Genomic DNA, 26,131 nt, shown 5'->3' with positions numbered 1-26,131 from the left:
AGGGCGCTACCTTGTGCTCAGCCCGCCATTGCCAGGCGGTTGCGCCCTTCGCGCTTGGCCACGTACAGCGCGCTGTCGGCGCGTCGCAACAGGCTTTCTGCGGATTCTCCCGGTAGCAGAGTCGAACACCCCAGGCTTACGGTAAGTTCGATCGGCTGACCATCGGCCCGGTAGTCCTGGGCCTGGGCGGCATGGCGCAGACGCTCGCCCACCATCGCCGCGGCTTCGCGCCCGGTGTTGGACAGCAGGATCAAGAACTCTTCCCCGCCAAAGCGAAACACCATGTCGACATTGCGCAATTGCCCCTTGATTGCCGCGGCAACGGCCTTGAGCACTTGATCGCCGGCGCTGTGGCCGTGGTTGTCGTTGATGCGCTTGAAGTGATCGATGTCCAGCATCAGCAGCGACAGTGGAAGCAGGTGACGACGGGCCATTTCGATTTCCCGTTGCAGGGTCTGGTCCATGGCGATGCGATTGCCGGTATCGGTCAGCGGATCCCGCAGGGCGCTGCGAGTGGCGGCGCGATACAGCAGGGCATTGCGCATCGGGTACAGCAGGGTCGAGAGCAGCGATTCCAGGGAGCCCTGTTCTGATTCGCTGAAGCGCTGGTTGCGGCGAAAGACCAGCTCGCCCATCGGTTCGCCTTCGTGGCTCAGGCTGTAGCTGATGGAGTGATGGCCGCGCTGGCCGAACTCCAGGCGCAGGTCGCTCGGAGTGTGCTGGTACTGCAGGGCATCCAGGGGGACCAGGCGCTGAACCTCACGAAAGAACAGGCCCAGGATGCGTTGCGGTTCAAGGCTGGTCTGCAGCTGCAGGCCCAGTTGCTGGCGCAACTGGGCGAGGCTGATGGGCTGCTTGATCAGTGGCGACTGCTGGCCAAAGCCCAGGCGTTGCAATTTGGCGCTATCGAAGTCAATTGCGTTGGTCTGGGTCGGTGTTTTCATCTGAGCTTGAGCCCCCTGAGCACTGTGTACGGTCTAACTGCCTGGGTGAGAGCGGCTCAGAGCTGCGCGTCATACTGTTCCATCAGTCCCGTAGGACAACGCGCATATTTTAGGCCGTCTCGCCTGTGGCTATAAAGCCCTCAGCGCAAGCCGTTTTCCACAGCGTCAATGCACTGTGTATTGAGTGTCGTTAGAGCGAAACTCGTGCCATTCGGTTCATATTGGGAAAACTTGTTTGGATTCAGCAGGTTGGGTTTCGGCGTAAAAAGGCTGTCGTCAAAAATGACATTTGTTTGGCTTGAAACCTACGCGGGGTAGGCATTGCCGAGGCGTCGCGACGGTATTCCGTCGCGACGAACGGGAGGGGGTATTACTGCGCGTCGAAGGCTTGACCGTTGATCCCGGTGCTGTCCGGCCCCATCAGGTACAGATAGACCGGCATGATTTCTTCCGGGGTCGGATTGTTGCTGGGGTTTTCTCCCGGGTAGGCCTGGGCCCGCATGCTGGTGCGAGTGGCGCCTGGGTTGATGCTGTTGGCACGCACCGGAGCCACGGTGTCCAGCTCGTCGGCCAGGGTCTGCATCAAGCCTTCGGTGGCGAACTTCGATACGCCGTAGGCGCCCCAGTAAGCCCGGCCCTTGCGGCCAACGCTGCTGGAGGTGAAGACCACCGAAGCATCCTGGGACAGCTTGAGCAGGGGCAGCAGGGTGCTGGTAAGCATGAACATGGCGTTGACGTTGACCTGCATCACACGCATGAAGTTCTCCCCGGAGAGCTGCTCCAGAGGCGTGCGCGGGCCGATGATCGAGGCGTTGTGCAACAGGCCGTCGAGGTGGCCGAACTCGGTTTCGATCATGGCCGCCAGTTCGTCGTACTGGTGCGGCAGGGCGGTTTCCAGGTTGAACGGGATTACCGCCGGCTGCGGATGGCCGGCCGCCTCGATGGCGTCGTAGACCTCGGTCAGGTTGGCTTCGGTCTTGCCCAGCAGCAGCACGGTGGCGCCATGAGCGGCAAAGGTCTTGGCGGCGGCGGCGCCGATGCCACGACCGGCGCCAGTGACCAGAATGACCCGGTCCTTGAGCAGTTCTGGGCGAGCGGAATAATCAAACATAAAAGGCCTCAACAGAAATTGGATCGTCCCCGGCGCTTAGCCGGGCATGCCGCTGCTCAGCAGCCGCACAGCGCGTTGTCCAGAACCTGGCGCAGTTCCAGCGGGTGACTGACCACCACGTCGGCGCCCCAGTGCCGTGGGTTGTCGTCCGGATGGATATAGCCATAGGTCACCGCAGCGGTCCTGGTGCCCGCATCGCGGCCGGATTCGATATCGCGCAGATCGTCGCCGACAAACAGCACGCTGGACGGGGCCAGGTCGAGCATCTTGCACGCCAGGATCAGCGGTTCGGGGTCGGGCTTGCTGTTCTTCACGTGGTCAGGGCAGATCAGCAGTGCCGAGCGCTCGGCCAGCCCCAGTTGCTGCATGATCGGCTCGGCGAAGCGCAGCGGCTTGTTGGTGACCACGCCCCAGACCAGGTGGGCCTTTTCGATATCTGCCAGCAGCTCGGCCATGCCGTCGAAGAGCTTGCTGTGCACGGCGCAATGCTTGAGGTAGCGCTCGAGAAACTCCAGGCGCAGTTCCTCGAAGCCCGGGGATTCGGGGTCCATGGAGAAGGTCACCGCCACCATGGCGCGGGCGCCGCCGGAGATCTCGTCGCGAATGTGCTGGTCGGCGATGGGTGGCAGGCCGCGATCACGGCGCATGCCCTGGCACACCGCGATGAAGTCCGGAGCGGTATCGAGCAGGGTGCCATCCATGTCGAAGAGAACGGCTCTGATAGCCATGTCTTACTCCTCTCGCAGGGTCTGGATCATGTAGTTGACGTCCACGTCCGGGGCCAGCTTGTAGTGCTTGGTCAGCGGGTTGTAGGTCAGGCCGATGATGTCCTTGACGGTCAGGCCGGCAGAGCGGCTCCAGGCACCGAGCTCGGATGGGCGGATGAACTTCTTGAAGTCGTGGGTGCCGCGCGGCAGCAGCTTCATGATGTATTCAGCGCCGATGATGGCGAACAGGTAGGCCTTGGGGTTGCGGTTGATGGTGGAGAAGAACACCTGGCCACCGGGCTTGACCATGCGGAAGCAGGCGCGAATCACCGACGAAGGGTCCGGCACGTGCTCGAGCATTTCCAGGCAGGTGACCACGTCGAATTGCTCGGGCATTTCCTCGGCCAGGGCCTCGGCAGTGATCTGCCGGTACTCGACGTTGACGCCGGATTCCAGCTGGTGCAATTGCGCCACGGCCAGCGGGGCCTCGCCCATGTCGATGCCGGTCACGGTAGCGCCGCGCTGGGCCATGGCTTCGCTGAGGATGCCGCCGCCGCAACCGACGTCGAGGACTTTCTTGCCCGCCAGGCCGATCCGTTCGTCGATCCAGTTTACCCGCAGGGGGTTGATGTCGTGCAGGGGCTTGAACTCGCTTTCACGGTCCCACCAGCGATGGGCCAGGGCTTCGAATTTGGCGATTTCAGCGTGGTCGACGTTGCTCATGGGTAGTGCTCCAAAGCTAGAAAATTCTCTGTCGGGCCTCGAGCCTGTGCTCAAGGCCCGGGTTATGGGTGGTGGCCGCTGATGCGCCGGGCCCAGTCGCGGGCGGTAGCGCCCAGCTGATGCTCGTCCAGGCGGGTCAGGCGTCGGTCATCCAGCAGTTGCTTGCCGGCGACCCATACATGTTTCACGCAGTCTCGGCCGGTGGCGTAGATCAGTTGCGACACCGGGTCGTAGATCGGCTGCTGGGCCAGGCCGGACAGGTCGAAGGCTGTCAGGTCTGCGGCCTTGCCGATTTCCAGGGAGCCCACTTGGCTTTCCAGGCCCATGGCCCTGGCGCCGTTGAGGGTAGCCATGCGCAGTGCGCGATGGGCATCCAGGGCGGTAGCCGACCCGGCCACGGCCTTGGCCAGCAGCGCGGCGGTACGGGTTTCCCCCAGCAGGTCCAGGTCGTTGTTGCTGGCGGCGCCATCGGTGCCTACCGCCACGTTGACTCCGGCCTGCCACAGACGTTCTACAGGGCAGAAGCCGCTGGCCAGTTTCAGGTTGGATTCCGGGCAGTGAATGACGCTGGTGTTGGTTTCTACCAGTAAAGCCAGGTCGTCATCGCTGATTTGGGTCATATGAACGGCCTGGAAGCGTGGTCCCAGCAGGCCCAGGCGAGCCAGGCGCGCCAGCGGTCGCTCACCGTGCTGTTCCACGGATTGCTGCACCTCGTGGGCGGTCTCATGCACATGCATGTGGATCGCAGCGTCGAGTTCTTCGGCAATGATCCGGATTTTTTCCAGGTTCTCGTCGCCAACGGTGTAGGGTGCATGAGGGCCGAAGGTGATGTTGATCCGCGGATGATGCTTGAGATCGCCGAACAGCTCTACGCCCTGGCGGATGGCTTCGTCGGCATTCTGGGCACCGGGAATCGGGAAGTCGAGAATGGGGATGGCGACCTGTGCTCGCATGCCGCTGTTGTGCACCCGCTCACTGGCAACCTTCGGGAAGAAGTACATGTCCGAGAAACAGGTGATCCCACCCTTGATCTGCTCGGCGATGGCCAGGTCGGTGCCGTCGCGGACGAAGGCTTCATCCACCCACTTGGCTTCGGCGGGCCAGATGTGCTTTTCCAGCCAGGTCATCAGCGGCAGGTCATCGGCCAGGCCGCGAAACAGGGTCATGGCGGCGTGCCCGTGGGCGTTGATCAGGCCCGGGGTGAGCAGCGTGTCGGGCAGTTCGCGGATTTCCGTGGCGCGATACTTCAAGGCCTCGGCGCGTGGGCCGATGAACACGATGTGCCCGTCGCGGATGCCCAGGCCGTGTTCCCTGAGGACGACGCCGGCCGGCTCCACCGGCACCAGCCAGGTCGGGAGCAGCAGCAGGTCGAGCGCAATGTCGCGGTTCGGCATCGAGTATCGGTCCAGGGCTTTATATAAAAGGATGGCGAAGTATACCCGAGCGTCCTGGCAGGGGGATCGCTATAATCGGCGGCTTTTGTTCATGAGTGCGGGGTGAGGGATGCGCGATCGTCTGTTGGCTGCGGAGAAAGTCAGGGCCATTGAATGGCGGGATAGCACTCTGTACCTGCTCGATCAGCGGGCCTTGCCTTTCGAGGAGTCCTGGATTGCCTATGACAGCGCCGCTGGAGTGGCCGAGGCGATTCGCTCGATGGTGGTCTGTGGGGCGCCGGCCATTGGCATCAGTGCTGCCTACGGCCTGGTTCTGGCAGCACGTGGACGATTTGTCGCAGGTGGCGACTGGTTTGCGGCGCTGGAAGAGGATTTCACCTTGCTGGTGGATGCCGCTCCTGCGGCGGTGAATCTGTCCTGGGCGCTCAATCGCATGCGCGAGCGCCTGGAGCGGGTCAGGGAACATGCTGATCCGTTGGCAGCGCTGGAAGCTGAAGCCCTGGCCATTCATGAGAGCGATCGCGAAGCCAACCTGACCATGGCTCAGCTGGGTGTGGACCTGATCCGGCGGCATCAGGGCAACCCCCAGGCCCTGTTGACTCACAGCAATACCGGCGCCCTGGCCACCGGTGGTTTCGGCACGGCCCTGGGGGTGATTCGCGCGGCCTGGCTGGAAGGTATGGTGGAGCGGGTCTACGCCGATGAAACCCGGCCCTGGCTGCAGGGTTCGCGCCTGACGGCCTGGGAGCTGGCCAGCGAAGGCATTCCGGTAACGGTAAATGTCGATGCAGCCGCCGCGCACATCATGAAGACCAAGGGCGTGACCTGGGTCGTGGTGGGGGCGGACCGCATCACTGCCAATGGCGATGTAGCGAACCAGATTGGCACTTACCAGCTGGCGGTCAATGCCATGCACCACGGTGTTCGCTTCATGGTGGTGGCGCCCAGTTCGAGCATCGACATGAGCCTTGCCAGCGGTGATGACATTCCCTTGGCAGAGCGGGCGGGCGAGGAGTTGCTGGAGATCGCGGGCAAGCGCATGGGGGAGGGGGTAGAAGGCTTCAATCCGCTGTTCGATGTCACGCCAGCGGACCTGATCGATGCCATCGTCACCGAGAAGGGCGTTGTCGAGCGGCCGGACACGGCCAAGATGGCGCAATTGATGTGCCGCAAGCGCTTGCACTGACGAGTGTCCGGGCAAGTCGTTGGTGGCGGCTTCCCGGGAAAGCTGTCAGCTCAGTAAAAAGCGCTTAATTATGTGCGAATTTGGCCTCTGAGCCCCTCTCGTCTCTTATCAGGCTGTCACCGGTCAACTAACTATGCTCCATGCGCGTCAGGGGGATAGGTGCGTGGCGGCGATTGTGATAACATCCGGCGGTTTCCAAGGTGGTCCGACGCGGCTGCCTTCACTGCGCAAATCCATGGCATAACTTGTTGATTTGTCGTAAGTCGGTGCATGGCACTAGGCCTGCAGCGGCGAGCTTCGTTCGTCCCATATGGATGTGACGAAGTTTCACCAGAAAAAGGAATCAGGCTTCTCATGGGCGAACTGGCCAAAGAAATCCTCCCGGTCAATATCGAAGACGAGCTGAAACAGTCCTACCTCGACTACGCGATGAGCGTAATCGTCGGGCGGGCACTGCCTGATGCGCGCGATGGCTTGAAGCCCGTGCACCGGCGTGTGCTGTACGCGATGAGCGAGCTCGGTAACGACTGGAACAAGCCGTACAAGAAATCTGCCCGTGTTGTCGGTGACGTGATCGGTAAGTATCACCCGCACGGTGATACCGCGGTGTACGACACCATCGTTCGTATGGCCCAGCCATTCTCCCTGCGCTACCTGCTGGTAGACGGCCAGGGTAACTTCGGTTCGGTCGACGGCGACAACGCGGCTGCCATGCGATACACCGAAGTTCGCATGACCAAGCTGGCGCACGAGCTGCTGGCCGACCTGCACAAGGAAACCGTGGACTGGGTGCCGAACTACGACGGTACCGAGATGATCCCGGCGGTCATGCCGACCAAGATCCCCAACCTGCTGGTCAACGGTTCCAGCGGTATCGCCGTGGGCATGGCGACCAACATTCCGCCGCACAACCTCGGTGAAGTCATCGATGGTTGCCTGGCGCTGATCGACAATCCCGAGCTGACTGTCGACGAGCTGATGCAGTACATCCCCGGCCCGGATTTCCCGACCGCGGCGATCATCAACGGTCGCGAAGGCATCATCGAGGCCTATCGCACCGGCCGTGGCCGCATTTATATGCGTGCCCGCTCGATCATCGAAGACATCGACAAGGTTGGCGGCCGCCAACAGATCGTCATCACCGAGCTGCCTTACCAACTGAACAAGGCGCGGTTGATCGAGAAGATCGCCGAGCTGGTGAAAGAGAAGAAACTCGAAGGCATCACTGAACTGCGCGATGAGTCCGACAAGGACGGTATGCGCGTCGTGATCGAGCTGCGTCGTGGCGAAGTGCCTGAGGTGATCCTCAATAACCTCTACGCCCAGACCCAGCTGCAAGCAGTGTTCGGCATCAACATCGTGGCGCTGATCGACGGCCGTCCGCGGATCCTCAATCTCAAGGATCTGCTGGAAGCCTTCGTTCGTCACCGTCGTGAAGTCGTTACCCGGCGTACCGTGTTCGAGCTGCGCAAGGCTCGTGAGCGTGGCCACATCCTTGAAGGCCAGGCCGTTGCCCTGTCCAACATCGATCCGGTGATCGCCCTGATCAAGGCCTCGCCGACGCCGTCGGAAGCCAAGGAAGCGCTGATCAGCACCCCTTGGGAGTCCAGCGCGGTCATGACCATGGTCGAGCGTGCCGGTGCGGATTCCTGCCGTCCGGAAAACCTTGATCCGCAATACGGTCTGCGCGACGGCAAGTACTTCCTGTCCCCGGAACAGGCACAAGCCATTCTGGAGTTGCGCCTGCACCGCCTGACTGGCCTGGAGCACGAAAAGCTGCTGGCCGAGTACCAGGAGATCCTCAACCAGATCGGCGAGCTGATCCGCATCCTCAATAGCGCCACGCGCCTGATGGAAGTGATCCGCGAAGAGCTGGAAGTGATCCGCGCTGAATACGGCGACGTGCGCCGCACCGAGATTCTCGATGCCCGCCTCGACCTGACCCTGGGTGACATGATCCCGGAAGAAGAGCGTGTGGTGACCATTTCCCACGGCGGCTACGCCAAGACCCAGCCGCTGGCTGCCTATCAGGCCCAGCGTCGTGGCGGTAAAGGCAAGTCGGCCACAGGCGTCAAGGATGAGGACTACATCGCTCACCTGCTGGTTGCCAACAGCCACACCACGCTGCTGCTGTTCTCCAGCAAGGGCAAGGTGTACTGGCTGAAGACTTATGAAATTCCTGAAGCATCCCGTGCCGCACGCGGTCGTCCGCTGGTCAACCTGCTACCGCTGGATGAGGGTGAATACATCACCACCATGCTGCCGGTAGAGGAGTACACCGAAGGTCACTACATCTTCATGGCGACCGCCAACGGCACCGTGAAGAAGACCCCGCTGGAGTCCTTCAGCCGCCAGCGCAGCGTGGGCCTGATCGCCCTGGAGCTGGACGAAGGCGACGTGCTGATCAGTGCCGCCATCACCGATGGCGAGCGTGAAGTCATGCTGTTCTCCGACGGAGGCAAGGTCACTCGCTTCAAGGAGTCCGACGTGCGCGCCATGGGCCGTACCGCTCGCGGTGTGCGCGGCATGCGCCTGGCGGAAGGCCAGAAGCTGATTTCCATGCTGATTCCGGAAGAAGGCAGCCAGATCCTCACCGCCTCCGAGCGTGGTTTCGGCAAGCGTACCGCCATTGGCGAGTTCCCCGAGTACAAGCGTGGCGGCCAGGGCGTTATCGCCATGGTCAGCAACGAGCGTAACGGTCGCCTGGTTGGCGCGGTGCAGGTGCTGGATGGTGAGGAGATCATGCTGATTTCCGATCAGGGCACCCTGGTGCGTACTCGTGTCGACGAAGTGTCGAGCCTGGGCCGTAACACTCAAGGCGTGACCCTGATCAAGCTGGCCAGCGATGAAACCCTGGTGGGCCTGGAGCGGGTGCAGGAGCCATCGGAAATCGAGGGCGAAGAGTTCGAAGGTGAAGAGGGTGCTGAATTCGAGGGAGCCGTGCTGGATGCGGTTGCCGATACCGATGAGGCAGCCGAAGGCCAACAGGCAGACGCCGCAGGCGAAGAAGAGTCGCAAGACTAAATAAATCGTAGCAGGGCAGAGTGTTTGCTCTGTCCGCTACCGTGAATGCATAGCGAGAGTGGATGTGAGCAAACGAGCCTATAACTTCTGCGCAGGTCCCGCTGCGCTACCTGAAGCTGTCCTGTTGCGTGCCCAGGCCGAATTGCTGGATTGGCATGGCAAGGGCCTGTCGGTCATGGAAATGAGCCATCGCAGCGATGAGTTCGTTTCCATTGCCACCAAGGCCGAGCAGGATCTGCGTGATCTGCTGAATATCCCCTCGAACTATAAAGTGCTGTTTCTGCAAGGCGGCGCCAGCCAGCAATTTGCCCAGATCCCACTGAACCTGCTGCCCGAGGGTGGCAAGGCCGACTATGTCGACACCGGTATCTGGTCGCAGAAAGCCATTGAAGAAGCCTCCCGCTACGGGCAGGTGAATGTGGCGGCCACTGCCAAGCCTTACGACTATTTCGCAATTCCCGGCCAGAACGAATGGCAGCTGTCGCCAGATGCGGCCTACGTGCACTACGCGCCGAACGAAACCATTGGCGGCCTGGAATTCAACTGGATCCCGGAAACCGGCGACGTTCCCCTGGTGGCCGACATGTCGTCCGACATCCTCTCGCGCCCTGTGGATATCTCCCGTTTCGGCATGATCTACGCTGGCGCGCAGAAGAATATCGGCCCCAGCGGCATCCTGGTGAACATCATTCGCGAAGACCTGCTGGGGCGTGCCCGTTCGCTGTGCCCGACCATGCTCGACTACAAGGTCGCGGCGGACAACGGCTCGATGTACAACACGCCGCCGACCCTGGCCTGGTATCTGTCCGGCCTGGTGTTCGAATGGCTCAAGGAGCAGGGCGGGGTTGAAGCCATCGCCAGGCTCAATGAGGCCAAGCAGCGCACCCTGTACGATTTCATCGACGCCAGCGGCCTGTACAGCAACCCGATCAACAAGACCGACCGCTCCTGGATGAACGTACCGTTCCGTCTGGCCGACGATCGCCTGGACAAACCGTTCCTGGTGGGCGCCGAGGCTCGCGGCCTGTTGAACCTCAAGGGCCACCGCTCGGTGGGTGGCATGCGCGCTTCCATCTACAACGCCGTGGACATCAACGCAGTCAATGCGCTGGTGGCCTACATGGCGGAGTTCGAGAAGGAACACGGCTGATGTCTGAGCAAGAACTCAAGGCTCTGCGCCTGCGTATTGACGCCCTGGACGAGAAGGTCCTGGAGCTGATCAGTGAGCGCGCGCGCTGTGCCCAGGAAGTGGCGCGGGTCAAGATGGGCTCCCTCGCCGAGGGCGAAGTGCCGGTGTTCTATCGTCCCGAGCGTGAAGCCCAGGTGCTCAAGCGGGTGATGGAGCGCAACCAGGGGCCGCTGGGCAATGAAGAGATGGCGCGTTTGTTCCGCGAAATCATGTCTTCGTGCCTGGCCCTGGAGCAGCCATTGAAAGTGGCCTACCTCGGTCCTGAAGGTACCTTCACCCAAGCCGCGGCCATGAAGCACTTCGGTCATGCGGTGATCAGCAAGCCGATGGCAGCGATCGATGAGGTGTTCCGTGAAGTGGCGGCCGGCGCCGTGAACTTCGGCGTGGTGCCGGTGGAAAACTCCACCGAGGGTGCGGTGAACCACACTCTCGACAGCTTCCTCGAGCACGACATGGTGATCTGCGGTGAAGTCGAACTGCGCATTCACCATCATCTGCTGGTGGGTGAGAACACCAAGACCGACAGCATCAGTCGCATTTATTCCCATGCCCAGTCCCTGGCCCAGTGCCGCAAGTGGCTGGACGCCCATTACCCGAATGTCGAGCGCGTGGCGGTGTCCAGCAACGCCGAGGCGGCCAAGCGGGTAAAGGGCGAGTGGAATTCGGCGGCGATCGCCGGCGACATGGCGGCAGGCCTGTATGGCCTGACGCGCCTGGCAGAGAAAATCGAGGATCGTCCGGACAACTCCACGCGCTTTTTGATGATCGGTAATCAGGAAGTGCCGCCGACCGGCGACGACAAGACCTCGATCATCGTGTCCATGAGCAACAAGCCCGGTGCCTTGCACGAGCTGTTGGTGCCATTCCACGACAATGGCATCGACCTGACGCGAATCGAGACCCGACCGTCGCGCAGTGGCAAATGGACCTATGTGTTCTTCATCGACTTCGTCGGCCACCACCGTGATCCGTTGGTCAAGGGTGTGCTGGAAAAGATCAGTCAGGAAGCAGTAGCACTCAAGGTGCTGGGTTCCTACCCGAAAGCGGTTCTCTGAGGCTTTAACAATGAGTGGCGACTTCCTCGCACTGGCACAACCAGGCGTGCAACAACTTTCGCCTTACGTTCCGGGCAAGCCCGTGGACGAACTGGCCCGTGAGCTGGACATCGATCCGGCCACCATCGTCAAGCTGGCGAGCAATGAAAACCCGCTGGGCGCCAGCCCCAAGGCCCTGGCGGCGATTCGTGACGAGCTTGCCGAGCTGACCCGTTATCCGGATGGCAACGGTTTTGCCCTCAAGTCCCTGCTGGCCGAGCGCTGCGGTGTGGAAATCGACCAGGTGACCCTGGGCAACGGTTCCAACGACATTCTGGAGCTGGTGGCTCGTGCCTACCTGGCGCCCGGCTTGAATGCGGTGTTCAGCGAGCACGCATTTGCCGTCTACCCCATCGTTACCCAGGCTGTCGGAGCCCAGGCTCGCGTGGTTCCGGCCAAGAGCTGGGGGCATGACCTGCCAGCCATGCTCAAGGCGATCGATGATCGGACCCGTGTAGTGTTCATCGCCAACCCGAACAACCCGACCGGTACCTGGTTCGGTGCCGAGGAACTGGACGAGTTTTTGCAGGATGTACCGGCCCACGCGCTGGTGGTGCTGGACGAGGCCTATATCGAGTACGCCGAAGGCAGTGACCTGCCGGATGGCCTGGACTTCCTGGCGGCCTACCCGAACCTGCTGGTTTCGCGAACCTTCTCCAAGGCCTATGGCCTGGCAGCCCTGCGGGTCGGTTATGGGCTGTCGACCCCGGTGGTGGCGGATGTGCTGAACCGTGTGCGCCAGCCTTTCAACGTCAACAGCCTGGCCTTGGCTGCGGCTTGCGCCGCACTTGAGGATGTGGGCTACCTGGCCGAGAGTCGTCGTCTGAACGAGGCCGGCATGCAGCAGTTGGAGGCGGGGTTCCGTGATCTGGGCCTGAGATGGATTCCTTCCAAGGGCAATTTCATTGCCGTGGACCTGGGGCGTGAGGCTGCGCCGATCTTCCAGGGGTTGTTGCGCGAGGGGGTGATCGTGCGTCCGGTGGCCAACTACGGCATGCCAAATCATTTGCGCATCACCATCGGCCTGCCGGCGGAAAACACTCGTTTCCTTGAGGCTTTGGCCAAGGTTCTGGCCCGTGCTTGATGTCATTCCAATGCAATCTGCTGTGCCTATGATCGGTCGCCTGGTGGTGATCGGCCTGGGGTTGATTGGCGGTTCCTTTGCCAAGGGTTTGCGTGAAAGTGGCCTGTGTCGTGAGGTAGTCGGTGTCGATCTGGATCCGCAGTCTCGCCAGTTGGCGGTCGAACTGGGGGTGGTGGATCGCTGTGAAGAGGATCTGGTCCTGGCTTGCCAGGGCGCCGATGTGATTCAACTGGCGGTGCCGATCCTGGCCATGGAAAAGCTGCTGGCTCTGCTTGCCGGCATGGATCTGGGCCAAGCGGTGCTGACCGATGTCGGCAGCGCCAAAGGCAATGTGGTGCGCGCTGCACAAGAAGCTTTTGGCGGCATGCCTGCACGCTTTGTCCCGGGGCACCCCATTGCGGGCTCCGAGCAGAGTGGTGTGGAGGCCTCCAACGCGCAGCTGTTTCGTCGGCACAAGGTGATCCTGACGCCTCTGGAGCAGACTGATACCGCGGCGCTGGACCTGGTCGACAGGCTTTGGCGTGAGCTGGGGGCGGATGTCGAGCACATGCAGGTCGAGCGTCACGATGAAGTCCTGGCGGCGACCAGCCATTTGCCGCACCTGCTGGCGTTCGGTCTGGTCGATTCCCTGGCCAAGCGCAGTGAAAATCTCGATATCTTCCGTTACGCTGCGGGCGGGTTCCGCGATTTCACGAGAATCGCCGGCAGCGACCCGGTCATGTGGCACGACATCTTCCTTGCCAATCGCGAGGCGGTACTGCGCACACTCGATACATTTCGCAACGACCTCGACGCTCTGCGTGATGCGGTCGATGCAGGGGACGGGCATCAATTGTTGGGCGTATTCACTCGCGCCCGGGTTGCCCGCGAGCATTTCGGTAAAATCCTGGCCCGCCGGGCCTATGTGGACGCTATGAACTCCAACGATCTGATTTTCCTGGCAAATCCTGGTGGCCGCCTGTCTGGGCGGATTCGTGTACCGGGCGACAAGTCGATTTCTCACCGCTCGATCATGCTTGGCTCGCTGGCTGAGGGCACCACTGAAGTGGAAGGTTTCCTCGAGGGCGAAGATGCTCTGGCGACCTTGCAGGCTTTCCGCGACATGGGCGTGGTCATCGAAGGGCCGCATCATGGTCGTGTGACCATTCATGGTGTTGGCTTGCACGGCTTGAAGCCGGCTCCAGGGCCGATCTACCTGGGGAACTCCGGTACCTCGATGCGCCTGCTGTCGGGCTTGCTGGCTGCACAAAGCTTCGACAGCACGTTGACTGGCGATCCGTCCCTGTCCAAGCGTCCGATGAATCGTGTGGCGAACCCGCTGCGGGAAATGGGCGCGGTCATTGAGACGGCTGCCGAGGGTCGCCCGCCGATGGTGATTCGTGGCGGTCACAAGCTCAAGGGGCTCACCTACACCTTGCCGATGGCCAGTGCGCAGGTTAAGTCCTGCCTGTTGTTGGCGGGTTTATATGCCGAAGGGAAAACCACGGTCACCGAGCCGGCTCCGACCCGTGACCATACCGAGCGCATGCTGCGTGGCTTCGGCTACTCGGTGAGTGTCGACGGCGCCACGGCCTCGGTCGAATCCGGCGGCAAGCTCAAGGCAACCCATATTGAGGTGCCTGCGGACATTTCTTCCGCGGCGTTCTTCCTGGTGGCTGCATCCATTGCCGAAGGTTCCGAGCTGGTGCTGGAGCACGTGGGGATCAACCCGACCCGTACAGGTGTGATCGATATCCTGCGGTTGATGGGCGCTGACATTCGCCTGGAAAACCAGCGCGAAGTGGGTGGCGAGCCGGTTGCCGATCTGCATGTGCGCGCCGCCAAGCTCAAGGGGATCGAGATTCCCGAAGAGTTGGTACCGCTGGCAATCGATGAGTTCCCTGTGTTGTTCGTCGCGGCCGCTTGCGCCGAAGGACGCACGGTGCTGCGTGGCGCTGAAGAGCTGCGGGTCAAGGAGTCTGACCGTATCCAGGTGATGGCTGATGGCCTGCTGACCCTGGGGGTCAAGTGCGAACCGACCCCGGACGGCATCATCATCGAGGGTGGCCAGATCGGCGGCGGGGAGGTTCATGGGCATGGTGACCACCGTATCGCCATGGCTTTCAGTGTCGCCTCGCTGCGCGCCAACGCGCCGATCCGCATTCATGACTGCGCCAACGTTGCGACCTCGTTCCCGAACTTCCTTGCGCTGTGCGCGCAGGTGGGGATCCGTGTCGCGCAAGAGGCTCAGTCGTGAATATCAAGTCGCCGGTGATCACCATCGATGGGCCGAGTGGTTCGGGTAAGGGCACCATTGCCGGGAAGCTGGCCAAGCATCTGGGCTGGTGTCTGCTGGACTCCGGAGCGCTGTACCGGCTTCTGGCGTTCGCCGCGCGCAATCATGGCGTCGATCTGACCAACGAAGAGTCGCTGAAATTGTTGGCGGCTCACCTGGATGTGCAGTTTCTCGGAGCTACCGAGAACCATCCGCAGCGGATCATTCTTGAGGGTGATGACGTGACGGATGACCTGCGCAACGAGCAGGTCGGGGCCTGGGCTTCTCAGGTTGCGGCGTTGCCTGCTGTGCGAGACGCCCTGCTGCAGCGTCAGCGTGCCTTTCAGGAGCCGCCGGGGTTGGTTGCCGATGGCCGCGACATGGGAACCGTGGTGTTTCCCGACGCTCCGTTGAAGATTTTCCTGACTGCCAGTGCCGAGGAGCGTGCTCGTCGCCGTTACTTGCAGTTGAAGGGAAAGGTCGATGGTGTTAGTCTGTCGAGTCTGCTAGATGAGATACGTGCGCGTGATGAGCGCGATACCCAGCGAGCGGTGGCCCCGCTCAAGCCGGCGGCTGACGCCATACAGCTGGATTCCACGGAGTTGTCCATCGATCAGGTGTTGCAACGCATCTTGAGTGAAATCGCCATTCGCGATATCGCCGGGTGAACAAGAAGGATTGCAGGGGACCAGTCATAGTCCTGCGATCGTTCTTTTATATGAACGTAACCCACATCGTCTGGGATGTGGCAGATGGGCGGATTCTTCGCCCTTATCAACAGGAATTAAAATGAGCGAAAGCTTTGCGGAACTCTTTGAAGAAAGCCTAAAAACCCTGAACCTTCAGGCAGGCTCCATCATCACCGGTGTTATCGTCGACATCGACTACCAAGCGCGTTGGGTAACCGTTCACGCTGGTCTGAAGTCTGAAGCGCTGATCCCGCTTGAGCAGTTCTACAACGATGCTGGCGAACTGTCCATCAATGTTGGTGATGAAGTTCACGTTGCTCTGGATTCGGTTGAAGACGGCTTTGGTGAAACCAAGCTCTCCCGTGAAAAAGCCAAGCGCGCTGAATGCTGGATCGTTCTGGAAGCAGCCTTCGCAGCCGAAGAAGTGGTCAAGGGCGTTATCAACGGTAAGGTTAAAGGCGGCTTCACTGTCGACGTTAACGGCATCCGTGCGTTCCTGCCAGGTTCTCTGGTTGACGTCCGTCCAGTGCGCGACACCACGCACCTGGAAGGCAAAGAGCTCGAGTTTAAAGTCATCAAACTCGACCAGAAGCGCAACAACGTTGTCGTTTCCCGCCGCAGCGTCCTCGAAGCCGAGAACTCCGCTGAGCGTGAAGCTCTGCTGGAATCCCTGCAGGAAGGTCAGCAAGTCAAAGGTATCGTCAAGAACCTCACCGATTACGGCGCATTCGTCGATCTGGGTGGCGTCGATGGCCTGCTGCACATCACCGACATGGCTTGGAAGCGTATCAAGCATCCTTCCGAAATCGTCAACGTTGGCGACGAGATCGATGTCAAGGTTCTGAAGTACGATCGCGAGCGCAATCGTGTTTCCCTGGGCCTGAAGCAACTGGGCGAAGATCCATGGGTTGCTATCAAGGCTCGTTACCCAGAAAGCACCCGCGTTACCGCTCGTGTAACCAACCTGACCGACTACGGCTGCTTCGCTGAGCTGGAAGAAGGCGTGGAAGGCCTGGTACACGTTTCGGAAATGGACTGGACCAACAAGAACATCCACCCTTCGAAAGTCGTACAAGTCGGCGACGAAGTGGAAGTTATGGTTCTGGACATCGACGAAGAGCGTCGTCGTATCTCCCTCGGCATCAAGCAGTGCAAGTCCAACCCATGGGAAGACTTCTCCGGCCAGTTCAACAAGGGCGATAAGATCTCCGGCACCATCAAGTCGATCACCGATTTCGGTATCTTCATTGGTCTGGACGGCGGCATCGACGGTCTGGTTCACCTGTCCGACATCTCCTGGAACGAAGTGGGCGAAGAAGCCGTACGTCGTTTCAAGAAGGGCGACGAGCTGGACACCGTTATCCTGTCGGTTGACCCAGAGCGCGAGCGTATCTCCCTGGGTATCAAGCAACTGGAAAGCGATCCGTTCTCCGAGTACGTCCAAGAGAACGACAAAGGCGCAATCGTTAAGGGTGTTGTAAAAGAAGTTGACGCCAAAGGCGCCATCATCACCCTGGCTAACGATATCGAAGCTACTCTGAAAGCCTCCGAAATCAGCCGTGACCGCATCGAAGATGCGCGTAACGTCCTGAAAGAAGGCGAAGAAGTTGAAGCCAAGATCATCAGCGTTGACCGTAAGAGCCGTGTAATCCAGCTCTCGATCAAGTCGAAAGACGTTGAAGACGAGAAAGAAGCTATCCAGAGCCTGCGCGACAAGCCAGCTGCTTCGGATATCGCTGCTGGTCCTACCACTCTGGGTGACCTGCTGCGTGCACAAATGGAAAAGCAGAACTAAGTTCTGTCAGACCATAAAAAGGGCGACTTCGGTCGCCCTTTTTTATGCCTGAAATTCGAGGAGCTCAGAGCGAAGTACCGGAGAAACCAATCTGTGCAATGAGTTGTCTCTTTCTTAGGTGGGTTGGCTGCCGTGTCAGGGTCTAGGCTTACCCAATGGGTGCATTATTCAAGCAGCATAAGCTGCCTTAAGGAAGAGCATGAGCAGGTTGGGTGTCGTGGTTTTGATTCTTCTTTTGGCTGGGTGTACGACCAATGTAAAGACCCATGCGACACGCGGGGTCAGTGGCATAGAGGTCGACTGTTCGGGGCTGGGGTCGGATTGGGACAAATGCTACAAGCGTGCTGCGCGTGAGTGTAAGGCCAATGGCTACAAGGTCATTACCAAGTCCAGTGATGCCAGGGATGAGGAGGGGGATTATCCCTTCGGTTGGAATCCGGCGGGTTATCTGACCCGAACGATGCTGGTCATGTGTCGATAGGGCGGCTTTGCGTTTTTGTCACTGCATCTTCTACAAGAAAGGAGTTTGTATTGGCGTCGCAGATGGGCTGTTCAAAACCCTCAGAGCATGCTAAAACCTTTGAAGCACTGACCTAGCTGCTTGAAAAAGAAGGGAAAAATATGACGAAGTCGGAGTTGATCGAACGAATTGTCACCCATCAAGGGCTGCTCTCATCCAAGGATGTCGAGTTGGCCATCAAGACGATGCTTGAGCAAATGTCGCAGTGTTTGGCTACCGGTGATCGGATTGAGATACGAGGGTTTGGTAGTTTTTCACTTCACTATCGTGCACCTCGAGTAGGTCGTAACCCAAAAACAGGTCAGTCAGTTAGCTTGGATGGAAAGTTCGTCCCCCACTTTAAGCCGGGTAAAGAGTTGCGAGATCGGGTGAATGAGGATGATGTTGTCTAATGAAAGGCCCTAATTTTCTCTTCTGGCGACAGGCTGCCGTGATTCGATAGGCTTGGAGCGGACCCTAATGTCATCTTAGATAAGGGTTTATAAGCTAACTCATATGGCTTTGCTGGCTGTTGATTGCGAGATATGTCGTTCCATACTCAAATAAGTATGCACTTTCGAGCGTTTCTATTATATTGCAAGAGCGGAAGGGTGGCATCAAGTACATCAATGCTGCGCGATGTATTATGAAATGTTGCTGATCGAATGAGTTCGACGGAGCGCGCCTTTATATCTGTCAAGAGCTTAGGTGCGGCATATCTTTCTTGTTTTTTTGCGATTAAGTGGATTGTTGTTGACATTTTTTGTTAAGTGTGAATCTTTCTATCTTTTGTTTGGCGCTATCAGAAATTTTGATTTAGGAAGTGGAAATGACAGCTAAAAAAGCATTGATTACTGGTATTACGGGGCAGGATGGTTCCTACCTAGCAGAGTTCTTGCTGGAAAAGGGGTATGAGGTCCATGGTATCAAGCGTCGTGCCTCTTCCTTTAACACCCAAAGAGTAGATCATATTTATCAAGATCCACATGTCGATGATCAGCGCTTTATTTTACATTATGGCGACTTAACAGACTCTTCTAATTTGACTAGGATAATTCAAGAGGTGCGGCCTGATGAAATTTACAATTTGGGCGCACAGTCTCATGTCGCTGTTAGCTTTGAGTCACCAGAATATACTGCAGATGTTGATGCGATGGGTACACTACGTATCTTAGAAGCTATCCGTCTACTGGGGTTGGAGAAAAAAACTCGCTTTTATCAAGCTTCAACTTCGGAGCTTTATGGGTTAGTTCAAGAAGTACCGCAGCGCGAAACAACTCCATTTTATCCGCGATCTCCATACGCTGTTGCAAAACTTTATGCCTATTGGATTGTTGTTAACTATCGAGAAGCATATGGAATGCACGCTTGTAATGGAATCCTTTTCAATCACGAGTCACCACGTCGTGGAGAGACATTTGTCACTCGAAAGATTACACGCGGATTAGCCAATATAGCTCAAGGGCTCGAGCAATGTTTGTACATGGGGAATATGGATGCTCTTCGCGACTGGGGGCATGCAAAAGATTATGTTCGTATGCAGTGGATGATGCTTCAACAGGATAAGCCTGAAGACTTTGTAATTGCTACTGGTGTCCAATATTCTGTGCGTGAATTTGTTTTGTGGTCTGCTGCGGAGCTAGGAATTACAATCCGCTTTGAGGGAAATGCCCTTGAGGAGAAAGGCGTTATTGAGTCTATCATTGGCGATAGTGCTCCAGCTCTGAAGCCTGGTGATGTGATTGTGCGTATTGATCCACGCTACTTCCGCCCTGCCGAAGTAGAGACATTATTGGGCGACCCCACCAAAGCGAAAGTAAAATTAGGCTGGACTCCAGAAATTACAGCTCAAGAAATGTGTGCAGAGATGGTCTGTGAAGATCTTGAGGTAGCTAAGCGACATGCGCTTTTGAAGAAGCATGGTTACGATTTACCTGTTTCTCTGGAAAACTGACATGACTAATTATCAAGGGGACTGCATTTTTATTGCTGGCCACAATGGGATGGTCGGCTCAGCTATCGTACGCCGTTTAAAAAGTTTGGATTATAAAAATTTAGTTACGCGAGATAGAGGTGATCTAAACTTACTTGACCAAAAGTCTGTAGAGGATTTTTTTTCAAAAAATAAAATTCAACAAGTATATATGGCTGCGGCGAAAGTTGGAGGTATTTATGCAAATAACACCTTTCCTGCGGAGTTTATATATGAAAACTTGCTAATGCAGGCTAATGTGATTAATTCTGCGCATAAAAACGGTGTGCAGAAGCTGCTTTTTTTGGGATCTTCGTGTATTTATCCTGTAATGGCTGAGCAGCCGATGACCGAAAGTGAACTATTGCGAGGGCGGCTAGAGCAAACTAATGAGCCCTATGCGATCGCAAAAATTGCAGGGATAAAATTGTGTGAAAGCTATAATCGTCAGTATGGCCGCGACTATAGAAGCGTAATGCCCACTAATTTGTATGGCCCTAATGATAACTATCATCCGAATAACTCTCATGTGATTCCCGCCTTGATTCGTCGTTTTCATGAAGCGGTTTTGACTAATCAAGATGAAGTAGTTGTTTGGGGAAGTGGTACACCAAAACGTGAGTTTCTACATGTCGATGATATGGCTAGCGCGTCTGTCCATGTCATGGAATTGTCGCGTGATATTTATGAACAACATACTTCCCCCATGCTATCCCATATTAATGTTGGTACTGGCGAGGATTGTACCATTCGAGAGTTGGCAGAGACTATCGCTCAAATTACTGGGTTTAAAGGGAAGTTAACTTTTGATTCGAGCAAGCCTGATGGAGCTCCGAGAAAGTTAATGGATGTATCTCGTATTGAAGCTTTGGGGTGGAAGTCAAATATAAGTTTGGGCTCAGGGTTGCGTGAGGCTTACAAGTGGTTTTCGGATAATGAGTGTAAATTTCGTTCGAGCTGAATAGCTATTACTCTGTTAGTTTTGCATAAAATTGACCACCTTATATTCTTGCAAGACAAGGGTTTAGGTGGTTAGTTGTTTGTTTTGTTGTGGATTTAAACTATTAGCGTTTTTTTGAGTTGGCTTTTATGTTGAGGCATTTAATAAATTTAGTTCTTTCTGTTCTACCTCCCTCTCGACTTTTTGGGTTGAGGTGTTTTCTGTGGCGTTTCGCCGGAGTAAATATCGCAAAGGGAGTGAAAATTTGTGGCCGTGGATGGATATACGGTCGAGGTCCTTTAAGCATTGCAGAGGGAACTTGGTTGAGCCCAGGTGTTATCTTTCATACGCATATAGAGGCTGAAATAAAATTAGGCATTAACTGTGATATTGGGCCTGGTGTAGAGTTTGTCTTAGGAGGGCATGAGGTTGGTGCTAGAGAGCGGCGGGCTGGTCAAGGTAAGGCTGCTTCGATATCAGTAGGAAGTGGCTGTTGGATTGGTGCCAAAAGTTTAATTCTTGGCGGTGTGAGAATTGGTGACGGAGCTATCATCGCTGCTGGTTCTGTTGTGGTTAAAGATGTTCCTGATAATGCATTAGTGGCGGGTGTTCCTTCCGTTGTTAAAAGGTTCTTACAATGAAAAAGCCAGCTGTGTTCATAATTTGTAATGCTCTGGATGATACAACTCGTACCGAAAGAGGAATTAGTACCGATAGCCCGGCCGCATCCCGGAAAGTATTTATGCTTTGCCAGGCATTACGTAGCGCAGGAGCGAGACCTTATGTCCTGAGTTTAGGGCGGGGTAGTGTTAGCGGGGGGAGTACATATTTTGGTCGTAAAGCCAAGAGGGTGAATGGTATACCAGTTATATATTCTGCCTTTTCACACGTCAGCGGTATTTCACAACTGCTTTCTCTATTTTCTTTAATTGGCATATTATTTCGTTTTTCAAATTATTCTTTAAGGTCGGCTATTTTTTATAATAGAATGAGTGCTTATCTGCCACTTCTTTTTGTCTCTAGTATTATGGGATATAGATGTTTCTTGGATCTAGAAGATGGGGAGACTTTAAAGGTTGGGCAGCCTATAATAAAAGCTAGATGGAATAAATTTTTAGTATGGACTTATGATCGGTATTGCTCGGGGGGGGCACTTCTTGCTTGCAGCGCCTTGGCTGCTAGAACAGCCATTCGCCCTGTTCATTGTTATTATGGCTCGGTGTCGACTCCTAAAGTTAAGAACCTTTCATGGCTAGAGTCTGAGCGTAATATTTTGATGGGGGGGAGTCTTAGTTCAGAAACAGGTGTGGATATATTGATTGATGCTATTCGATTTCTCCGCAAAAACGAGGAGCCTTGGACTAAAAGGCTGTGTATTCATGTAACTGGTAAGGGAGAGGCCTTCAATGCTCTTAAAAAATTAGCATTAGAAGACGGATTTCCTAAAGTCACGATTCATGGACGCACCAGTGATCTTGAATACATTCAAATTCTAGAGCAATGCTGTGCTGGTTTAGCCTTGAAACCGATAGGCGGCGCAATGGCTGAAACTACGTTTCCTTCGAAGGTCATTGAATTTGCTGAGGCAGGATTACTGGTTATAAGCACGGATATTAGTGATGTTCGAAAGGTTTTGGGTGATGGAGCATTATACTTAGAGTCAAACGATCCGATGGAGCTTGCAGAGATATTAAGACTCGTTGTCGAAGAGTCAGAGTTAGGCCGCTGCTATGCAGAGAAGGGCAGTTCAGCTGTGCTTAAATATTGTTCCCCTGCTTCCGCCGGTCAGGCTGTCCTTGATTTTATTGTCAGGGAGGTTCCATGAGTAAGCCTCGTCCCTTCATTACTTGGCAACCAGTGCTGACCGATCATCAGGCTTATACTTATGAGGAGCTTTCCCGGCAAGCTAAGTCTCCCTTGCTTGCTTATGTTCTGACTCTTGAGGATGAAGTTCGTCGTTCTCAAGGTTGGCTTGATACTAAAGTGGAGTCAATAAATAGAACACAAATCCCTGAGAAAAAGTGGATGCGATATTGCTACAAACAAATGCATGAGCATCAAAATGGGATTCATATATTTGGAAGTTCTTTCCAAAGTATCAAGATGATTTATTGTTTGTTGCTGGCGATTTGGTTTAAAGTCGAATTTTATCTTGTATCTGAGCCATACTCTCCTATTTCTCTTGGCTATTTCTCTGAGGAGAAATATGCGCTTGCGCACATAAAGTCTAGAGTTCGACCTTATATTTATAAACTCTATTCTTTAATGCTCAAGCATCGGGTGTCGGGGGTGTTTGCGATATCAAAAACAGCAATTACTCAATACTCTAAAGCCGGCATTCCTGATAATAAATTATTCCCGTTTGGCTATTTCATACCTTCATCGAATTTTAGCAATCTAAAGCCGTTGAAGACGGATTCAAAGAGTGGAGTTCTTCGGGTAGTTTTTGTAGGAGCTCTGATAGCAAGAAAAGGGTTGGATTTGTTAATTCATGCGGTTAACAGCTTGGGTGATGACGTTGTCCTAGATGTTTATGGCTCGGGAAACCCATTGCTTTATAATATGGATGGTGTGAAAGTCAGATATTGTGGAGTAATTCCCTTTGGCTCCTCCCAAGAGATTATCGCTCAATATGATGTTTTAGTATTACCAAGTAGGCATGATGGTTGGGGAGTAGTGGTGAATGAGGCGATATGCGCTGGCGTCCCTGTAATTTGTAGTACTCAGGTGGGAGCAAGTGTTTGTTTGAAGCGTTTTGCAGCGGGTATAATTTTTGATATTCAAGAACCGCATTTACTTAAAAACTCGCTAGAGTTTCTTTTAAAAAATCCACTATCTTTGCAAAAGTTATCCTTAGCTACAAAAACTGCGGCTATTCATATTCAACCAAGTGTCGCTGCCAGTTATATGCTATCCGTAATGCAAAAAGGGGAAGTGAATCGAAAAAAGGTTACTTCACCTTGGTATTCGGAGTAATTGATTTTTATGAATGTAAAGTTTGTTCGTGTGCATCTCACCAATATTGCAGGATTAGGCGCTGTTCAGTTGCTAAAATCGTTGCTGCCTGCACTTTCGCGTTGCGAAAATATTAAACTTAAAGAGCTATATCTTCCAAGCTCTGGAGAGTTTTCCGAATATTTAATTAATGATCCGGAAATAAATAAATCATATTATAAGAGAATTTTGCCTAATTCAATTTCTAGATTTTTTGAATGTATGTTATTCGGTGGATGTTTTTCTGGGGATGCGCCTCTTTTGGTTATGGGGGACTTACCTATCCGTTGTAGTGTAAATCAGACAGTTTTTGTGCAAAATTCGCATCTGATAATTCCTGATAAAATTACTTGGGAAAGATCAAGTTTTAAATACTTTATTTTTAGGTGGGTATTCTCCGTTAATATAAAGTATGCAAAGGCATTCATAGTCCAAACTACACTAATGCGCGATGCTCTTATTAAGTCTTATCCTTCGTTACATTCGCGAATTCATGTTGTAGCTCAACCTGTACCTAGCTGGCTTCTTCAGGCAGGGATAGCGCGGAGTGGACGGGCAGGGGCTATTAATGCCCCATTACGATTAATTTATCCCGCAGTAGATTATCCGCATAAAAACCACAAATTATTGAGTAACTTACAAGCTAGTATTTCATCACAATGGCCAGTCGAAAGCCTTGAATTAACTGTTGATCAAGAAGCTCATCCTGCTAGTGAGATCTCGTGGGTTCATTGCCGTGGGCGTCTATCGCCACAGCAGATGCTAGAATCTTATAATTATGTCGATGCTCTTTTGTTTTTATCTAAAGAAGAGAGTTATGGATTTCCACTTGTTGAGGCGATGTTTGTTGGTATCCCTATAATTTGTCCCGATCTTAAATACGCGAGGGCTTTGTGTGGAGATCAAGCTATATACTTTGTGGTCGATGATATTGAGTCTTTGAGGAGGGCTGTTGAAGAATTGCATAAAAGATTATCACTAGGCTATTGGCCGGATTGGAGTGAGCAGTTGAAGGGGATCCCAAAGAATTGGGAGTCTGTTGGGCGAAAAATCTTAGAGATTGCTGTGCAAGAATAATCTGCTGCAATGAGTTTAATTTAGTTAAAGGGATATTGAATGTTAGTTCCAATAATTATGGCTGGTGGTTCGGGTTCCCGCCTCTGGCCGCTCTCTCGTCAGCTAAAACCTAAGCAATTTCTATGTTTGACAGACGATAATATGTCGATGTTGCAAGCGACCATCACGCGCTTGAATGGCTTGGACGTGACTTTGCCACGGGTGATTTGCAATGAAAGTCACCGATTCCTCGCTGCGGAACAACTAAGGCAGCATGGCTGGGAAAATTTTAATATTCTCTTGGAACCCGTTGGTCGAAATACTGCTCCAGCAGTTGCTTTAGTTGCTCTGCAAGAATGTATAGGTAGCCAAGATCCTATACTACTTGTCTTAGCGGCTGATCATCTGATTAATAATACGGAGGCCTTCCAAACCTGTATTCGCAACGCACGAGCATTAGCTTTAGATGGTAAATTAGTAACATTTGGTGTTGCTCCTACTCATGCTGAGACGGGGTATGGCTATATCCAGAAAGGATCCGACTTAGAGAATGGTAGTTTTGAAGTGGCTCGATTTGTGGAGAAGCCAAATCAAAAACTTGCTAACTCGTATTTGGAAAGTGGTAGCTACTTCTGGAACAGTGGGATTTTTATGTTTCGCGCCAGTCGTTATTTAAGTGAGCTAGAGCGTTTTCGCCCAGATATCTTGAATGCTTGCCGCGAAGCCTTATCTCAGGGAGAGCAGGATATGTATTTCACTAGGATAGGACATGAAGAGTTTGAACGCTGCCCTGATGAATCGATTGATTATGCTGTGATGGAGAATACAACCGATGCTGTCGTTGTGCCTATGGATGCCGGTTGGAGCGATGTTGGTTCATGGGCCGCACTATGGGATGTAGGAGAGAAGGATTCTCAAGGGAATATTTGTCGTGGCGATGTGGTTGTAGAAGGTTCAACTAATAATTATATTTATTCCGGAAGTCGACTGGTTAGTACCGTTGGTGTTGAAAATCTAATTATTGTAGAGACCAAAGATGCGATACTGGTAGCTCATAAAGAACATGTCCAAAATGTAAAGAAAATTGTTGAAGACCTAAAAAGCTCTGGTCGTTCTGAATGTGAAACGCATCGAGAAGTATACCGGCCTTGGGGTATATATGACTCGATAGACAATGGTGCTCGTTACCAAGTTAAGCGTATTACTGTTAATCCAGGGGCTAAGTTATCATTACAGATGCATCACCATCGGGCGGAGCATTGGGTTGTTGTAAGTGGAACTGCAAAAGTTACTAATGGTGATAGAACGTATCTGGTGTCAGAAAATCAATCTACTTATATTCCTATAGGGCAAGTACATAGTCTTGAAAACCCAGGTGTGATTCCTCTAGAGTTAATTGAGGTACAATCTGGTTCCTATCTCGGGGAAGATGATATTGTAAGGTTTGAAGACCTATATGGTCGCGTATAAGAGGTG

The 26,131-nt window shown here is 54.7% G+C and carries 22 protein-coding genes; 17 read left to right on the top strand and 5 right to left on the bottom strand.

Translation table 11 applies throughout. From position 1 onward, the window contains the following. Positions 1–17: 17 nt before the first annotated feature. The 5 genes from AC07R1_RS29560 to AC07R1_RS29540 all read right to left on the bottom strand — a co-directional run bounded on the left by AC07R1_RS29560 (position 18) and on the right by AC07R1_RS29540 (position 4,879). Positions 18–944, bottom strand: coding sequence for a GGDEF domain-containing protein (locus AC07R1_RS29560; protein WP_011062590.1), 927 nt, complete (start codon positions 942–944; stop codon positions 18–20). A gap of 370 nt (positions 945–1,314) precedes the next feature. Continuing rightward, entirely contained in the window at positions 1,315–2,055 is a 741-nt protein-coding gene (locus AC07R1_RS29555) for a YciK family oxidoreductase (RefSeq protein WP_015636577.1), read from the bottom strand. 56 nt (positions 2,056–2,111) lie between these two features. Beyond that, a complete protein-coding gene (mupP, locus tag AC07R1_RS29550; RefSeq protein WP_123431301.1) occupies positions 2,112–2,783 on the bottom strand; it encodes an N-acetylmuramic acid 6-phosphate phosphatase MupP in 672 nt (223 codons plus the stop codon). A 3-nt stretch (positions 2,784–2,786) separates the two neighbouring features. Further along, the gene (gene ubiG / locus AC07R1_RS29545; RefSeq protein WP_495111213.1) at positions 2,787–3,485 is read right to left on the bottom strand and encodes a bifunctional 2-polyprenyl-6-hydroxyphenol methylase/3-demethylubiquinol 3-O-methyltransferase UbiG; all 699 of its coding nucleotides are present in this window, start codon (positions 3,483–3,485) and stop codon (positions 2,787–2,789) included. A 62-nt stretch (positions 3,486–3,547) separates the two neighbouring features. After that, on the bottom strand, positions 3,548–4,879 hold the full coding sequence (locus AC07R1_RS29540) for a TRZ/ATZ family hydrolase (RefSeq protein ID WP_065365452.1): 1,332 nt from the start codon (positions 4,877–4,879) through the stop codon (positions 3,548–3,550). Positions 4,880–4,988: 109 nt separating this feature from the next. Here AC07R1_RS29540 and mtnA point away from each other — a divergent pair, with 109 nt between their 5' ends. The 17 genes from mtnA (at position 4,989) to AC07R1_RS29455 (ending at position 26,125) form a co-directional block, all read left to right on the top strand. Beyond that, positions 4,989–6,065 (top strand): S-methyl-5-thioribose-1-phosphate isomerase, encoded by a 1,077-nt coding sequence (mtnA, locus tag AC07R1_RS29535; protein ID WP_053153156.1) that lies wholly within the window; start codon positions 4,989–4,991, stop codon positions 6,063–6,065. A 354-nt stretch (positions 6,066–6,419) separates the two neighbouring features. Beyond that, positions 6,420–9,089 (top strand): DNA gyrase subunit A, encoded by a 2,670-nt coding sequence (gyrA, locus tag AC07R1_RS29530; RefSeq protein ID WP_011062585.1) that lies wholly within the window; start codon positions 6,420–6,422, stop codon positions 9,087–9,089. Positions 9,090–9,153: 64 nt separating this feature from the next. Continuing rightward, the gene (serC, locus tag AC07R1_RS29525; RefSeq protein ID WP_342400476.1) at positions 9,154–10,239 is read left to right on the top strand and encodes a 3-phosphoserine/phosphohydroxythreonine transaminase; all 1,086 of its coding nucleotides are present in this window, start codon (positions 9,154–9,156) and stop codon (positions 10,237–10,239) included. Further along, positions 10,239–11,333 (top strand): prephenate dehydratase, encoded by a 1,095-nt coding sequence (gene pheA / locus AC07R1_RS29520; RefSeq protein ID WP_011062583.1) that lies wholly within the window; start codon positions 10,239–10,241, stop codon positions 11,331–11,333. Before serC ends, pheA begins: the two co-directional genes overlap by 1 nt. A 10-nt stretch (positions 11,334–11,343) precedes the next feature. Then, complete coding sequence (hisC, locus tag AC07R1_RS29515) at positions 11,344–12,456, top strand: histidinol-phosphate transaminase (protein ID WP_495111212.1); 1,113 nt, start codon at positions 11,344–11,346, stop codon at positions 12,454–12,456. 28 nt (positions 12,457–12,484) lie between these two features. After that, positions 12,485–14,692, top strand: a complete 2,208-nt coding sequence (locus AC07R1_RS29510; RefSeq protein ID WP_077934602.1) for a bifunctional prephenate dehydrogenase/3-phosphoshikimate 1-carboxyvinyltransferase — start codon at positions 12,485–12,487, stop codon at positions 14,690–14,692. Further along, a complete protein-coding gene (gene cmk / locus AC07R1_RS29505; protein WP_495111211.1) occupies positions 14,689–15,378 on the top strand; it encodes a (d)CMP kinase in 690 nt (229 codons plus the stop codon). The genes AC07R1_RS29510 and cmk overlap by 4 nt, the downstream gene beginning before the upstream one ends. Before the next feature lie 121 nt (positions 15,379–15,499). Beyond that, positions 15,500–17,194: a 30S ribosomal protein S1 gene (gene rpsA, locus AC07R1_RS29500; RefSeq protein WP_007931318.1), complete on the top strand. Its 1,695-nt coding sequence runs from the start codon at positions 15,500–15,502 to the stop codon at positions 17,192–17,194. Between the two features lie 199 nt (positions 17,195–17,393). Further along, positions 17,394–17,675: a hypothetical protein gene (locus tag AC07R1_RS29495; protein ID WP_495111210.1), complete on the top strand. Its 282-nt coding sequence runs from the start codon at positions 17,394–17,396 to the stop codon at positions 17,673–17,675. Between the two features lie 140 nt (positions 17,676–17,815). Beyond that, a complete protein-coding gene (ihfB, locus tag AC07R1_RS29490; RefSeq protein ID WP_495111209.1) occupies positions 17,816–18,106 on the top strand; it encodes an integration host factor subunit beta in 291 nt (96 codons plus the stop codon). Between the two features lie 416 nt (positions 18,107–18,522). Beyond that, complete coding sequence (gene gmd / locus AC07R1_RS29485) at positions 18,523–19,647, top strand: GDP-mannose 4,6-dehydratase (RefSeq protein ID WP_495111208.1); 1,125 nt, start codon at positions 18,523–18,525, stop codon at positions 19,645–19,647. Between the two features lies 1 nt (position 19,648). Beyond that, positions 19,649–20,626 (top strand): GDP-L-fucose synthase, encoded by a 978-nt coding sequence (fcl, locus tag AC07R1_RS29480; RefSeq protein WP_495111207.1) that lies wholly within the window; start codon positions 19,649–19,651, stop codon positions 20,624–20,626. A 302-nt stretch (positions 20,627–20,928) separates the two neighbouring features. Continuing rightward, positions 20,929–21,246 carry a DapH/DapD/GlmU-related protein gene (locus AC07R1_RS29475; protein ID WP_495111206.1) on the top strand — a complete coding sequence of 106 codons (318 nt, stop codon included), beginning with the start codon at positions 20,929–20,931 and terminating at the stop codon, positions 21,244–21,246. After that, positions 21,243–22,430, top strand: a complete 1,188-nt coding sequence (locus AC07R1_RS29470; RefSeq protein ID WP_495111205.1) for a glycosyltransferase — start codon at positions 21,243–21,245, stop codon at positions 22,428–22,430. The genes AC07R1_RS29475 and AC07R1_RS29470 overlap by 4 nt, the downstream gene beginning before the upstream one ends. After that, positions 22,427–23,581: a glycosyltransferase family 4 protein gene (locus tag AC07R1_RS29465; RefSeq protein WP_495111204.1), complete on the top strand. Its 1,155-nt coding sequence runs from the start codon at positions 22,427–22,429 to the stop codon at positions 23,579–23,581. Before AC07R1_RS29470 ends, AC07R1_RS29465 begins: the two co-directional genes overlap by 4 nt. Positions 23,582–23,590: 9 nt before the next feature. Further along, entirely contained in the window at positions 23,591–24,676 is a 1,086-nt protein-coding gene (locus AC07R1_RS29460; protein ID WP_495111203.1) for a glycosyltransferase, read from the top strand. 39 nt (positions 24,677–24,715) lie between these two features. Further along, entirely contained in the window at positions 24,716–26,125 is a 1,410-nt protein-coding gene (locus tag AC07R1_RS29455; protein ID WP_495111202.1) for a mannose-1-phosphate guanylyltransferase/mannose-6-phosphate isomerase, read from the top strand. Positions 26,126–26,131 lie beyond the last annotated feature (6 nt).

The sequence above is a fragment of the Pseudomonas sp. GW821-FHT07F01 genome (assembly GCF_059418825.1).
Note: the sequence above shows the minus strand (reverse complement) of the source record. Positions and strands in the feature narration are given on the sequence as shown.